This is a genomic window from Pseudomonas sp. LB3P81 (genome assembly GCF_054897965.1).
This window is the reverse complement of sequence record NZ_JBUBVG010000001.1, coordinates 266,250-279,391: the sequence shown is the minus strand read 5'-3', so window position 1 is coordinate 279,391 and position 13,142 is coordinate 266,250. Positions and strand designations below refer to the sequence as shown.

Here is a 13,142-nt window from a genome sequence, read left to right as displayed (position 1 = left end):
GATTATACCGGCCCGTCGCCAGACCACCAGTCGCGACCGTTGATATGCATCAAGTCCCGGATTCGCGACCAGCAACTATAGTTGTCCAACGCCATGCTTTATTACCCTATGGAGATCCCGATCATGCAAGCCATTCGCAGCATTCTGGTGGTCATCGAACCCGAACATTCGGAAAGCCTGGCGCTCAAACGGGCCAAATTGATTGCCGGCGTGACCCAGGCTCATTTGCATCTGCTGGTGTGCGACCGCAAGCATGACCATAGCGGAATGCTTGGTGTGCTCAAGGCGGCGCTGCTTGAGGACGGCTACAGCGTCACCACCGAGCAGGCGTGGAACGAAAGCCTGCAAGAAACCATCGTCGATGTTCAACAAGCGGAAGGTTGCGGGCTGGTAATCAAGCAACACTACCCGGACAGCCCGCTGAAAAAGGCCCTGCTGACCCCGGCGGACTGGAAACTGCTGCGCTCTTGCCCGACGCCGGTGCTACTGGTCAAAACCTCGAAGCCCTGGACGGGCGGGGTCATTCTGGCGGCGATCGACGTCGGCAATACCGATGATGAACACCGCGCCTTGCACGCCGCCATTGTCGATCACGGCTACGACATCGCCAGCCTGGCCAAGGCTCATCTGCATGTGGTCAGCGCCCATCCGTCACCGATGCTGTCGGCGGCGGATCCTACGTTGCAGCTCAGTGAAACGATCGAGGCGCGCTATCGAGAACAGTGCAAGGCGTTCCAGGCAGAATTCGATATTGACGATGAGCACCTGCATATCGCGGAAGGTCCGGCGGATGTGTTGATTCCGTACACGGTGCATAAGCTGGGTGCGGCGGTGACGGTGATTGGCACGGTCGCGCGGTCCGGGTTGTCCGGGGCGTTGATCGGAAATACGGCGGAAGTGGTGCTGGATGCGGTGGAGAGCGATGTGCTGGTGCTGAAGCCGGATACGATCATGGATCATCTGGAGGAGATCGTGACGCAGCATTGAGATTTGCCGAGCATTTGTGGCGAGGGAGCTTGCTCCCGCCGGGTTGCGAAGCGACCCCAAATCGGCCGGCGCGGTGTATCAGATAAACTCGCAGGTCGATTTTCGACTGCTGCGCAGCCGAGCGGGAGCAAGCTCCCTCGCCACAGGTTAAAGGTTTAGCCGCCGAAGGCGTCTTTGAGGAAACCCGGCGCGATGTAGCGCTGGTAATGCGCCTCCGAGAGCAAAAAGAACTCCCGATCAATCGCATCCCGCAACTCCGGCAGGTTCCAGTCGCGAAACTCCGGCAGCAGCACCATCCCGTAGGCTTCCAGGTTGTTGATCACCCGCGCGCCCCGGGCGATCAGCTGGTACGCCCAGCAATATTCCGACTGATGCGGCACGAAGCGAATCTTGCGCTGTTCAAGCTGCATTCTCAGCAGCGACGGATCAAAAATTTCTACCTTGGCAGCCATCACCTGGGACAACAGCTGCTCAAGACGCAGCCACACCGCGCGCTTTTCCTCCTCGTTGTAACCGTTCCAATGGATCACTTCATGGTGGAAACGCTTGCAGCCACGGCAGACCAGGTCACCGTAAACAGTGGAGCAAAGGCCGACGCAGGGGGTCTTGATGGTCTGATTGGGCATAGGTCAACAAAGCACGGGAAAGCAGAACAGGTCGGCATGTTAGCCCTTTGTCTAACATTCATCACCCCTCAAAGTTCCGAGCCGAACTTACCTTTAAATTTTTTTTGCCGTAGAATCAGCCAGCCTTTTAAGGCGCCAATGTCCGTTAGAAGCTGTTTTCAAAGCGTCACGAGCACAGTCGTTCCTTCAGAGCGGTGTTGGCGAAGGGTTTTTCCAGCGGGGAAAAGCTCTACGCCAACCCTCATCAGCTCCCCGTTCTGCAGGCGTAAAACTTTGAAAGCAGCTTCTGTAAGGAATTGTCGGTAATTCTGGCTAAGTGGCCCACAACGCCACGCAGCGCATGAGTACGGCAATTTCGGGATGAGCGTCCCGGACACCCATTTGGGACCACTGATGAGGGTAATAACTGTGCTTGAAGCCTACCGCAAACATATCGAAGAGCGTGCAGCACTGGGTATCGTTCCCCAGCCGCTTAACGCCGAACAAACTGCAGGCCTGGTCGAGCTGCTGAAGAATCCCCCGGCTGGCGAAGAAGCTTTCCTCGTTGACCTGATCACCAATCGCATTCCGCCTGGCGTGGACGAAGCGGCCTATGTAAAAGCCGGTTTCCTCTCTGCCCTGGCCAAAGGCGAAGCAAAATCCCCTCTGATCGACAAGAAACGCGCTGTTGAACTGCTCGGCACCATGCAGGGCGGCTACAACATCGTGACCCTGGTTGACCTGCTCGACGACGCCGAACTGGCGCCGGTTGCTGCTGCTCAACTGAAGCACACCCTGCTGATGTTCGATGCGTTCCACGATGTCGCGGAAAAAGCCCGTAACGGCAACGAACACGCCAAAGGCGTGATCCAGTCCTGGGCCGACGGCGAGTGGTTCAAGAACCGCCCTGTCCTGGCCGACAAGATCAGCCTGCGCGTGTTCAAGGTCACCGGCGAAACCAACACCGACGACCTGTCCCCTGCTCCAGACGCCTGGTCCCGCCCGGACATCCCGCTGCACGCCCTCGCCATGCTGAAAATGGCCCGCGAAGGCATCGTGCCTGACGCCCAAGGCGTCACCGGCCCGATGAAGCAGATCGAAGAAATGCGCGGCCAAGGCTTCCCTATCGCCTACGTCGGTGACGTGGTCGGTACCGGTTCTTCGCGTAAATCGGCGACCAACTCGGTGCTGTGGTTCTTCGGCGACGACGTTCCTTACGTGCCGAACAAGCGTGCTGGCGGTTTCTGCTTCGGCAGCAAGATCGCTCCGATCTTCTACAACACCATGGAAGATGCCGGCGCACTGCCGATCGAGTTCGACGTTACCAACATGAACATGGGCGACGTGATCGACCTGTACCCGCATGCTGGCAAAGTCTGCAAACACGGCACTGACGAAGTCCTGACCACCTTCGAAATGAAGACTCCGGTACTGTTGGACGAAGTTCGTGCCGGCGGCCGTATCCCGCTGATCATCGGTCGCGGTCTGACCGACAAGGCCCGTGCCGAGCTGGGCCTGGGCCCTACCGATCTGTTCAAACTGCCAGAAGCACCTGTCGACACCGGCAAGGGCTTCACCCTGGCACAGAAAATGGTCGGCAAGGCGTGCGGCCTGCCGGAAGGCAAAGGCGTTCGTCCAGGTACTTACTGCGAACCGAAAATGACCACCGTCGGCTCTCAGGACACCACCGGTCCGATGACCCGTGACGAACTGAAAGACCTGGCGTGCCTGGGCTTCTCGACCGATCTGGTGATGCAGTCCTTCTGCCACACCGCTGCTTACCCTAAGCCGATCGACGTGACCACCCACCACACCCTGCCAGACTTCATCATGACCCGCGGCGGCGTTTCCCTGCGTCCGGGCGACGGCATCATCCACAGCTGGCTGAACCGCATGCTGCTGCCGGACACCGTCGGCACCGGTGGTGACTCGCACACCCGTTTCCCGATGGGCATTTCGTTCCCGGCCGGTTCCGGTCTGGTTGCGTTCGCCGCAGCCACCGGCGTTATGCCGCTGGACATGCCGGAATCGATCCTGGTGCGCTTCAAAGGCAAAATGCAACCGGGCGTCACCCTGCGTGACCTGGTTCACGCCATTCCTTACTTCGCAATTCAGGCTGGCCTGTTGACCGTTGAAAAGAAAGGCAAGAAGAACGCCTTCTCCGGCCGCATCCTGGAAATCGAAGGCCTGGACGACCTGAGCATCGAACAAGCTTTCGAGCTGTCCGACGCCTCGGCCGAACGTTCGGCTGCCGGTTGCACCATCAAGCTGTCGAAAGAATCGATCACCGAGTACCTGAACTCCAACATCACCCTGCTGCGCTGGATGATCGGCGAAGGTTACGGCGATGCACGTACTCTGGAACGTCGCGCTCAAGCGATGGAAGCCTGGGTTGCCAACCCTGAGTTGATGGTTGCCGATGCTGACGCCGAATACGCTGAAGTCATCGAAATCGACCTGGCCGACATCAAAGAGCCTGTGCTCTGCGCGCCAAACGATCCGGACGACGCCCGTCTGCTGTCCAGCGTCGCTGGCGAGAAGATCGACGAAGTGTTCATCGGTTCGTGCATGACCAACATCGGTCACTTCCGCGCTGCCGGTAAGCTGCTGGATCAGGTCAAAGGTCAGCTTCCAACCCGTCTGTGGCTGTCGCCGCCGACCAAAATGGACGCTCACCAACTGACCGAGGAAGGCTACTACGGCATCTACGGCAAGGCCGGCGCTCGCATGGAAATGCCGGGTTGCTCGCTGTGCATGGGTAACCAGGCACGTGTAGAGCCGAACTCGACTGTGGTGTCCACGTCGACCCGTAACTTCCCGAACCGTCTGGGTGACGGCGCGAACGTTTACCTGGCTTCGGCTGAGTTGGCGTCCGTTGCATCCATCCTGGGTCGCCTGCCGACCGTCGAGGAGTACATGGAATACGCTGGCAAGATCGACAGCATGGCGGCTGATGTTTACCGCTACCTGTCCTTCGACCAGATCGCCGAGTTCCGCGAGGCTGCTGCGAACGCCAATATTCCGGTCGTTCAAGCCTAACGTACAACGCTGTAGAAAACGCCGCCCATCGCGAGATGTGCGGCGTTTTTTTATGCCTGCAAGGTTTGAAATGCAGAACCCTGTGGGAGCAAGCCCGCTCCCACAGGGGATAGGCGTACAACAGCGCTAAATGGCCAATTCGCCAAAAAAAAACGGCCAACCCGCAAAGCGGATCGGCCGTAATCACATCATCAAATCAAGTAAATAGCAGCGATCAGGCACTCAGCGAATAGATCAACGCCGAAATAGCCACCAAACCAACGGCCGTCACAAACACATTGGACGCTTGACCACGAAAGCGCGCCATCGCCGGCACCTTGCGAATCGCATACATCGGCATCAGGAACAGAATTGCCGCGATGACCGGGCCACCCAAGGTTTCAATCATCCCGAGAATGCTCGGGTTCAGCGTCGCCACGATCCAGCACACCACCAGCATGAACGCCGCGGTCATACGATCCAGCGTCTTGGCCGCCGGGCGTTTTCCGCTTTTCACGATCAGACCCTTCAGGCCTTCACTGGCACCGATGTAGTGCCCCAGGAACGACTTGGAAATGGCCACGAACGCAATCAACGGCGCCGCAAATGCGATGGTCGGGTTGCTGAAGTGGTTGGCCAGGTACGACAGGATCGACAGGTTCTGCGCCTTCGCTTCCGCCAGTTGCGTCGGTGACAGGGTCAGCACGCAGCTGAACACGAAGAACAGCACCATTACCACCATCAACACGTGCGCGCGGGACAGGATCTGCGAGCTGCGCTCTTCGGCGTGGTCACCGTAGCGACGCTTCTGGTCCACGGCGAACGCCGAGATGATTGGCGAATGGTTGAACGAGAACACCATCACCGGAATCGCCAGCCACAAAGTGTGCAACAGCGCCGACGGCTCAGGCAGCGTCGATGCGGTGGTCAGGATGCCGCCGTTCCAGTGCGGAATCAGGAACACCGCCAGGAACAGCAACGCCACGATAAACGGATACACCATCAGGCTCATGGCCTTGACGATCACCTGCTCACCGCAACGCACCACCGCCAGCAGGCCGAGGATCAGCACGAACGACAACACGGCGCGCGGTGGCGGCATGATGTGCAGCTGATGCTCAAGGAAGCTGCCCACAGTGTTGGTCAGCGCCACGCTGTAGATCAGCAGGATCGGGAAGATCGCGAAGAAATACAGCAAGGTGATCAGCGCACCTGCCTTGATGCCGAAGTGTTCTTCCACCACTTCGGTGATGTCCGCGCCTTCGCGTCCGGACAACACGAAGCGGGTCAGGCCGCGGTGTGCGTAAAAAGTCATGGGGAACGCCAGCAGCGCCAGGATAATCAACGGCCAGAAACCGCCCAAACCCGCGTTGATCGGCAAAAACAGGGTACCGGCCCCGATGGCCGTGCCAAACAAGCCAAGCATCCAGGTGGTGTCATGACGATTCCAGCCCTCAAGGCTGACAGGTTTCGCCGCTACATAGCGTTCGTTGACGCTATTGGCCTGATCATTCATCCGGTGAGATCTCCGCATTCCGGTCAGTTGCTACCCGGTCAGGACGAGTCGGAAAAATCCGACAGGCAGCGCCCTGGCCGAAACAGGGGCGCGATTGTCCGGGATTAATGAACAGAAGCAAAGACTTAGCTGAGGAATGGTGGTGCGGATCAGTGGGATTCAACACATTGGGTATTTGTATTTTCAAAGATCCCACTTCGTCTGCTTTAGATCGCCGAAAGCAGTCTCCACTTGATAAAGGTCGATCATCATGTATTTTTAAGTGACCGTATCCCTTCCGGAGACCTCCCATGCCACTGGTTCGTATCGACATCAAAAAGCATCAGGATCCCACCCACGCCAAACGCATCGGCCAACTGATCTACGCCGCCATGCACAGCGCCATTGGCGTACCGGAAAACGATAATTTCCAGATCCTCGCCGAACACGACGAGCAGCACTTCATCTTTGACCCCCAATACCTGGGGATCAATCGCACCGACCAACTGGTGGTGATTCAGATCACCCTGAGCGAAGGCCGAACCGTCGAGCAGAAGAAGCTGCTCTACAAAACCATTGCCGAGAGCCTTAACACTGAACTGGCGGTGCGCCTGGAGGATGTTTTCATCAATCTGCTCGAAGTGAAAAAAGAAAACTGGTCGTTCGGCAACGGAATTGCCCAGTACGCCCTCTGATCGCCATCCTTTATCTATGTGAGCCGCCAATGCCCCGTGTTTCCCGCAAGCAAGCCGAACTCAACCGCGAAATTATCGTCGAGGCGGCCACGCGCCTGTTTCGCGAACGGGGGGTGCATGGCATCAGCGTCATCGACGTCATGGCGGCAGCGGGCCTTACCCATGGCGGATTTTATGGGCATTTCGAATCCAAAGAGGCCCTGGCCCAGGAGGCCAGCGGCCGCGCATTCCAGCAATCGGCAGACCGCTGGAAAGACTGGATCACCGCCAACGAAGACAAGACCGCCGCCCGTCAGGCCTTGATTGGCCCCTACCTGTCGGCCGCCAGCCGCGACAATCCGGGCGATAGCTGCCCAGTGGTGGCGTTTGCCGGGGACATGTGCCACGAAGCCGCCGAAAGCGGCCTGCGCAAAACCTTCATGGAAGGCCTCGGCTCATTGCTCGACACGCTCACTCCCTTGATGAACACGGGCGACGACGCCCGCGATCGTCAACAGGCGCTGGTGCAATACTCCCTCATGGTCGGCGCACTGATGCTCGCCCGGGCTACCCGGGGCGACGCTTTGTCCGATGAAATTCTGCAAGCTGCGCGCACCTTTCTGACAGCGCCATAGCCTCCCTCTCCTGTTCCGCTATGATCATCTGACAGTGCTGCGATCTTTGGTCGTTGCCAATGCAATTTGAAGCCAGCCATCTCTAGGGATATTCAAGCCACAGGAGCCCAGCATGCCCGCAACCGTCCTGGTACTGGTCGAAACCATCAATGATTACCTGCCGATTCTCGAACATCAGGGCTTTCACCTGATTCTGGCACCAACACCCACCGAGCGGGCCGAGGCCATTTCGAGCCACGGCGCGCGCATAGATGCAGTGCTGACCCGCGGCCCGCTGGGGCTGTACGCCGATGAAATCGCTGCGCTGCCGGCGCTAAAGATCATTTGCGTGATTGGTGCCGGTTACGAGCATGTCGACCTGCAGGCCGCTGCCGACCGGGGCATTACGGTCACCAATGGCGCGGGGGTCAACGCCTCTTCGGTGGCAGACCACGCGATGGCCATGCTGCTTGCGATGGTGCGTGACATCCCTCGCTGCGACGCCGCCGTACGCCGAGGCGAGTGGCCGAAAATCATGCGCCCTTCCCTGGCCGGCAAACGCCTGGGCATTCTCGGCCTCGGCGCTGTCGGCATGGCCATCGCCAAACGCGCCGCCAACGGTTTCGACATGACCATCAGCTACCACAACCGCCAGCACCGCAGCGATGTGCCGTACAGCTTCTGCTCGACTCCCACCGAACTGGCCCGCGCCTCGGATTTCCTGGTGGTGGCCACGCCCGGCGGGCTCGGCACCCGAAGCCTGGTCAACCGATCAGTGCTGGATGCGCTGGGGCCCAACGGATTCATCGTCAACATCGCCCGGGCCAGCGTGGTGGTGACGGCGGATTTGATCAGCGCCCTGGAGCAACGGCGCATCGCCGGCGCGGCGCTGGATGTCTTCGATCAAGAACCGCAGGTGCCGGATGCCCTGAAATCGCTGAGCAACGTGGTTCTCACGCCGCACGTCGCGGGTTTGTCCCCTGAAGCGACCCGGGGCACCGTCGAGCTCGTCGGGCGCAACCTGATGGCGTTCTTTTCCGGCGAACCGGTGCTCACCCCCATCGACCTGCCGGTGTCGGCATCGGCGACGCCGCCCGAAAACAACGCCGCCCTGTAGGACAATTCAAACGGGTGTATCAAAAGCAATGATTGCCCGGCAACACCCTCACCTATAAGGGCCGATCGTGGTTGTGGGTGCCGGATGCGCGCATTAGATTAGCCAATAGTTTCAGGCCTCCAAAATAAGTAGAAGGGATAAGCATGGCGCTTACTGACCAGTCCACCCGTATCCGCACCGGCGAAGAACTCGATGCAAGCCTGATCGATCCGTACCTCAAGGCCCACATTCCGGGCCTCAGCGGTTTGCCGCAGATCAGCCAGTTTCCCGGCGGTGCGTCGAACCTCACCTATTTGCTGGAATACCCCGAACAGGAGTTCGTCCTGCGCCGGCCGCCGTTCGGCCACAAGGCCAAATCCGCCCACGACATGGGTCGCGAATTTCGTATCCTCAATCAACTGCGCGACGGCTTTCCGTACTGCCCGAAAGCCTACGTGCACTGCACCGACGAATCGGTGATTGGCGCCGAGTTCTATGTGATGGAACGGGTCAACGGAATCATCCTGCGCTCCGAACTGCCACCGGAACTGGGCCTGGATTCGGCGAAAACCGAAGCCCTGTGCAAGAGCTTCATCGACAAGTTCGTCGAACTGCACCGGGTGGATTACAACGCCTATGGCCTCGGTGACCTCGGCAAACCCGAAGGTTACGTGGCGCGGCAAATCAAAGGCTGGAGCGACCGCTACGAAAAAGCCCTGACGCCCGATGCGCCAAAGTGGGAAGCGGTCAAGGCCTGGCTCAACGACAAGATGCCAGCCGATCACCCGACGTCGAGCATCGTCCACAATGACTACCGCTTCGACAACGTGATCCTCGACCCGAACAACCCGATGCAGATCATCGGCGTGCTCGACTGGGAGCTCACCACCCTCGGCGACCCGCTGATGGACTTGGGCAACACCCTCGCCTACTGGATCGAAGCCGACGACCCGGCGCCGGTGCAACTGATGCGCCGCCAGCCGAGCCACGCACCGGGCATGCTGACCCGCCGCGAGTTCGTCGATTACTACGCCGAACGCGCAGGCATTCAGATCGACAACTTCGATTTCTACTACACCTACGGCCTGTTCCGCCTCGCCGGCATCGTGCAGCAGATCTACTACCGCTTCTTCCATGGTCAGACCCAGGACAAACGCTTCGCGCAGTTCATTCACATGAACAAACTGCTGGAGCAGATGAGTTTGCAGGTCATTTCGAAATCCAGCCTCTGATTGCACCCCTGGCTAATAACAAGGAAAACCCATGTCCAAGACTCAGTTGTTCGACCTCGACGGCAAGATCGCTTTCGTCTCCGGTGCCAGCCGCGGCATCGGTGAAGCCATCGCCAAACTGCTGGCCCAGCAAGGCGCTCACGTCATCGTTTCCAGTCGCAAACTCGAGGGCTGCCAACACGTCGCCGACGCGATCATCGCCGCCGGCGGCAAAGCCACCGCCGTTGCTTGCCACATCGGTGAAATGGAACAGATCAGCCAGGTCTTCGCCGGCATCCGCGAACAGTTCGGCCGCCTGGACATCCTGGTCAACAACGCCGCGACCAATCCGCAGTTCTGCAACGTGCTCGACACCGACCTTGGCGCCTTTCAGAAAACCGTCGATGTGAACATCCGCGGCTACTTCTTCATGTCCGTCGAAGCCGGCAAGCTGATGCGTGACAACGGCGGCGGCAGCATCATCAACGTGGCGTCGATCAACGGCATCTCGCCGGGGGTTTTCCAGGGCATCTATTCGGTGACCAAGGCGGCCGTGATCAACATGACCAAGGTGTTTGCCAAGGAATGTGCGCAGTTCGGGATTCGTTGCAATGCGTTGTTGCCTGGGTTGACGGATACCAAGTTTGCTTCGGCACTGGTGAAGAATGATGCGATTTTGAAGACTGCGTTGGCGCAGATTCCGCTGAAGCGCGTGGCGGATCCGAGTGAGATGGCGGGGGCGGTGTTGTATTTGGCGAGTGATGCTTCCAGTTATACCACCGGTGTTTCGTTGAATGTGGATGGTGGCTTCCTGTCCTGATCCGTTTTCAGCAGATGTGCCCCTGTAGGAGCCAGCTTGCTCGCGATGGACTGAAGAACTCCGCGTTGTTCCGGCAAGCGCGCGTTTTCGTTCACGACCATCGCGAGCAAACTCGCTCCTACTGCGTGACACACCGCGTCACGGTGGTCTCGCGCGTCACCTGCCCTTCCGCCCGCATATCGCCCATCACCTGGGTGCTATCCGAGGTCTGACAAGTCGTTTCAGGCGGAGGTGGTGGCGCAGCAGGTGGAGGTGGCGGCGGACTGGCACAGCCACCGAGCATGACGACACAGAATGCAAAAGGTGTGAAAACGCGTTTCCCAAGACTTTTCATAGGATGACCCGCGATAAGTGACTGACAAGTTTGTGACAACAAAACCCTGCCAAAAAGTCCACGGGTGGATTATAGAAAAGTTGATTTTGTGGATCTTCATGTCCAGTCAGTATTCAAAACCGACAAAAACTAGCGCACGGGATCGGGTCGATGCAGGGTGTTGCTTTCCAGTTCGTAGCGCAGCTCCTCAATGAACGCTGCAACCGCTTCGCTGGTGTTGAGGGTTGTCACGTTCAACCCGCTGACCACCAGGTCCACCTGCCCCGATACCGGATGGTAGAGCTTCACTGTCAACGAATGATCACCCGTAATCGAGCAGTCACAGGCCAGGGGAGAAAAGCTGCGCTCCAGTAACAGCCGCAGTTGCGCCAGATGAATCATTGCGATTGACCCTCGTGGCAAGGATCTGCAAGGGGGATGCGTTCTTGCTGCATGGCTGATCCTTGAGCGACTTGAACAGGCGCATGCGGATATTCCTCGGACCCCGCTCGCACGTTCCCAGCCTAAGACCCGTCGCACCTCGCCAAAACATCAATTTGCACTATGAAAACTAGTGCATTTGCACCTTAACGCTGACCTGTCGGTCGACGTTCGCTGGAGAACAATCCGCGCTCGCGCGCCCAGACGATCGCCTCGCTGCGGCTGTGCACATCCAGTTTGGAATACACCGTCGCAACGTGATTGCGCACGGTATTGGGGGCCAGTTTCAGGCGCGCGGCGATTTCCTTGTCGGCGAGACCTTCACAGATCAGGCCAAGTACATCGCGCTCTCGAGCCGTCAGGTCGGTGAAGGACGCACTGGGCAGTTTCGGCGAGTTGACGCTTTTCACATTGGCGAGTTTTTCGATCAGCGTGCGGCTGAACCAGGAGGCGTCTTTCATCACCTCTTCAATGGCCGCCACCAGCTCCAGTTCCGTGCGTTTGCGCTCGGTAATGTTCATCAACACCAGCAAGTAGCACGGGCTGTCCTGAATGTTCACGGTGTCGGCCGAAATCGCGCAATCGATCAGTTCGGTATCTTTTTTGCGCACCCGAACATCGATGCGATCCAGGTTCCCGGTTTTCTCCAGCGCCGCGAACAGTCGTGTGCGTGCGACCGCGTCATGGATGAAATCGATTTCGGCGATGGTTTTGCCGAGCACTTCTTCACTTGGATAAGTGAGGGTTTCGAGGAACGCTTCGTTGACCTCCAGCACCACCTGATCAATGGCGCTGCACACCAGGATCGGCACCGGCGTCAGGCGGAAAGCCTTGGCAAACCGCTCCTCGCTCTGGCGAAGGGCGACTTCAGCCTTGTGCCGGGGCTCCATGTCGACGAAAGAAAACAGCATGCAGTCTTCGTCGTTAAGCTCAAGAGGCTGGCCCGCGACGATCACCTGCTTGCTGCCGCCTTCGGGCAACTTCAGCTCGGCCTGCATCTGGGGAATGGTGGCGTGCTCTCGCAGACGTTCGATCGCCAGGTCTTTCTTTTCCGCACCGTCGAGAATATCCAGCTCATAGGTCGAAACGCCGATAACCTGATCGCGGGTGTAGCCGGTCATTTCCAGAAAGCCCGCATTGACCTTGATGTAGCGTAAATCGCTGAGACGGCATATCACTGCCGGGGCCGGATTGGCGCTGAAGGTCTTTTCGAAGCGCTGCTCGGCGCTGGCCCATTCGGTGACATCGTCAATGATCAGCACCAGCGACTCCGGTTCACCGCGACTGTCGGCCAACACCATGCTGCGCACGTTGTGGACCCAAACGCGGTCCTCATCTTCAAGCGGAGTCACTTCCACCAGCACATCGCTGAACGTCTCACCGCGTGCCACACGATTGATCGGGTAGTTATCAGACGGCACCGGATGATTGTTGCGATAGCGCAAGGCGAAGCGCTTGGCATATTCCTTGGCATTGGCGCCCAGGTCGCTGATCTGACTGACACCGTGCATGGTCAGCGCGGCTTCGTTGGCCCAGAGGATGGTTTGGTCGAGTTCCAGCAGGATCACACCGTCGGACAGGCCGGCGATGATCTGCTGGAGTTGGCGACGATTGGTCTCGGTGGTCAGGACGTCCCGGCTCATTGGATCTCCACAATTCTGGTCGCGCCAACGTGCGGCGCGCTGTGAAGATTACGACCGCTGGGGTTTGTGATCGTGCAGAAGGAGATCAAAAGATCGTCCGATCGCGGCCCGAGCCTTCGGCAGCTCCTACAGGGGATCGGTGTAGGAGCTGCCGACAGCTGCGATCTTTTTGGCGCATTCGAAATATTGTGAAAATGCTTTCATCCATGGCTCTCGCGCTAGCGA

The 13,142-nt window shown here is 58.7% G+C and carries 11 protein-coding genes; 7 read left to right on the top strand and 4 right to left on the bottom strand.

Annotated elements, in window-relative coordinates; genetic code table 11:
- Positions 1 to 123: 123 nt before the first annotated feature.
- Complete coding sequence (locus ACYZTL_RS01395) at positions 124 to 987, top strand: universal stress protein (RefSeq protein WP_461950242.1); 864 nt, start codon at positions 124 to 126, stop codon at positions 985 to 987.
- A gap of 155 nt (positions 988 to 1,142) precedes the next feature.
- On the opposite strand, the gene ACYZTL_RS01390 is transcribed toward ACYZTL_RS01395, so the two are convergent.
- Positions 1,143 to 1,613, bottom strand: coding sequence for a DUF1289 domain-containing protein (locus tag ACYZTL_RS01390; RefSeq protein ID WP_461950241.1), 471 nt, complete (start codon positions 1,611 to 1,613; stop codon positions 1,143 to 1,145).
- Positions 1,614 to 2,021: 408 nt separating this feature from the next.
- Here ACYZTL_RS01390 and acnB point away from each other — a divergent pair, with 408 nt between their 5' ends.
- Positions 2,022 to 4,631, top strand: a complete 2,610-nt coding sequence (acnB, locus tag ACYZTL_RS01385; protein ID WP_461954235.1) for a bifunctional aconitate hydratase 2/2-methylisocitrate dehydratase — start codon at positions 2,022 to 2,024, stop codon at positions 4,629 to 4,631.
- Positions 4,632 to 4,845: 214 nt separating this feature from the next.
- Here the strand turns inward: acnB and ACYZTL_RS01380 are convergent, their stop codons facing one another.
- On the bottom strand, positions 4,846 to 6,126 hold the full coding sequence (locus tag ACYZTL_RS01380) for a serine/threonine transporter (protein WP_461950240.1): 1,281 nt from the start codon (positions 6,124 to 6,126) through the stop codon (positions 4,846 to 4,848).
- Positions 6,127 to 6,416: 290 nt separating this feature from the next.
- Between ACYZTL_RS01380 and ACYZTL_RS01375 the strand changes: the two genes are divergently transcribed.
- The 5 genes from ACYZTL_RS01375 (at position 6,417) to ACYZTL_RS01355 (ending at position 10,520) form a co-directional block, all read left to right on the top strand.
- Positions 6,417 to 6,800 carry a tautomerase family protein gene (locus ACYZTL_RS01375; protein ID WP_461950239.1) on the top strand — a complete coding sequence of 128 codons (384 nt, stop codon included), beginning with the start codon at positions 6,417 to 6,419 and terminating at the stop codon, positions 6,798 to 6,800.
- Positions 6,801 to 6,829: 29 nt separating this feature from the next.
- Entirely contained in the window at positions 6,830 to 7,414 is a 585-nt protein-coding gene (locus ACYZTL_RS01370; RefSeq protein ID WP_461950238.1) for a TetR/AcrR family transcriptional regulator, read from the top strand.
- Positions 7,415 to 7,526: 112 nt separating this feature from the next.
- A complete protein-coding gene (locus tag ACYZTL_RS01365; RefSeq protein ID WP_461950237.1) occupies positions 7,527 to 8,510 on the top strand; it encodes a 2-hydroxyacid dehydrogenase in 984 nt (327 codons plus the stop codon).
- A gap of 143 nt (positions 8,511 to 8,653) precedes the next feature.
- Positions 8,654 to 9,721, top strand: coding sequence for a phosphotransferase family protein (locus ACYZTL_RS01360; protein ID WP_461950236.1), 1,068 nt, complete (start codon positions 8,654 to 8,656; stop codon positions 9,719 to 9,721).
- Positions 9,722 to 9,752: 31 nt separating this feature from the next.
- Positions 9,753 to 10,520, top strand: coding sequence for an SDR family oxidoreductase (locus tag ACYZTL_RS01355; RefSeq protein WP_461950235.1), 768 nt, complete (start codon positions 9,753 to 9,755; stop codon positions 10,518 to 10,520).
- Positions 10,521 to 10,983: 463 nt separating this feature from the next.
- On the opposite strand, the gene ACYZTL_RS01350 is transcribed toward ACYZTL_RS01355, so the two are convergent.
- Together ACYZTL_RS01350 and ACYZTL_RS01345 are read right to left on the bottom strand one after the other, a co-directional pair.
- On the bottom strand, positions 10,984 to 11,235 hold the full coding sequence (locus ACYZTL_RS01350; RefSeq protein WP_461950234.1) for a DUF1652 domain-containing protein: 252 nt from the start codon (positions 11,233 to 11,235) through the stop codon (positions 10,984 to 10,986).
- Between the two features lie 185 nt (positions 11,236 to 11,420).
- The gene (locus ACYZTL_RS01345) at positions 11,421 to 12,917 is read right to left on the bottom strand and encodes a helix-turn-helix transcriptional regulator (RefSeq protein ID WP_461950233.1); all 1,497 of its coding nucleotides are present in this window, start codon (positions 12,915 to 12,917) and stop codon (positions 11,421 to 11,423) included.
- Between the last annotated feature and the right edge of the window lie 225 nt (positions 12,918 to 13,142).

Coding starts and splice junctions, on each gene's coding strand:
- ACYZTL_RS01380 (WP_461950240.1), bottom strand. CDS start 6,126: ATGAATGATCAGGCCAATAGCGTCAACGAACGCTATGTAGCGGCGAAA.
- ACYZTL_RS01395 (WP_461950242.1), top strand. CDS start 124: ATGCAAGCCATTCGCAGCATTCTGGTGGTCATCGAACCCGAACATTCG.
- ACYZTL_RS01355 (WP_461950235.1), top strand. CDS start 9,753: ATGTCCAAGACTCAGTTGTTCGACCTCGACGGCAAGATCGCTTTCGTC.
- ACYZTL_RS01365 (WP_461950237.1), top strand. CDS start 7,527: ATGCCCGCAACCGTCCTGGTACTGGTCGAAACCATCAATGATTACCTG.
- ACYZTL_RS01375 (WP_461950239.1), top strand. CDS start 6,417: ATGCCACTGGTTCGTATCGACATCAAAAAGCATCAGGATCCCACCCAC.
- ACYZTL_RS01370 (WP_461950238.1), top strand. CDS start 6,830: ATGCCCCGTGTTTCCCGCAAGCAAGCCGAACTCAACCGCGAAATTATC.
- ACYZTL_RS01345 (WP_461950233.1), bottom strand. CDS start 12,917: ATGAGCCGGGACGTCCTGACCACCGAGACCAATCGTCGCCAACTCCAG.
- ACYZTL_RS01350 (WP_461950234.1), bottom strand. CDS start 11,235: ATGATTCATCTGGCGCAACTGCGGCTGTTACTGGAGCGCAGCTTTTCT.
- ACYZTL_RS01390 (WP_461950241.1), bottom strand. CDS start 1,613: ATGCCCAATCAGACCATCAAGACCCCCTGCGTCGGCCTTTGCTCCACT.
- ACYZTL_RS01360 (WP_461950236.1), top strand. CDS start 8,654: ATGGCGCTTACTGACCAGTCCACCCGTATCCGCACCGGCGAAGAACTC.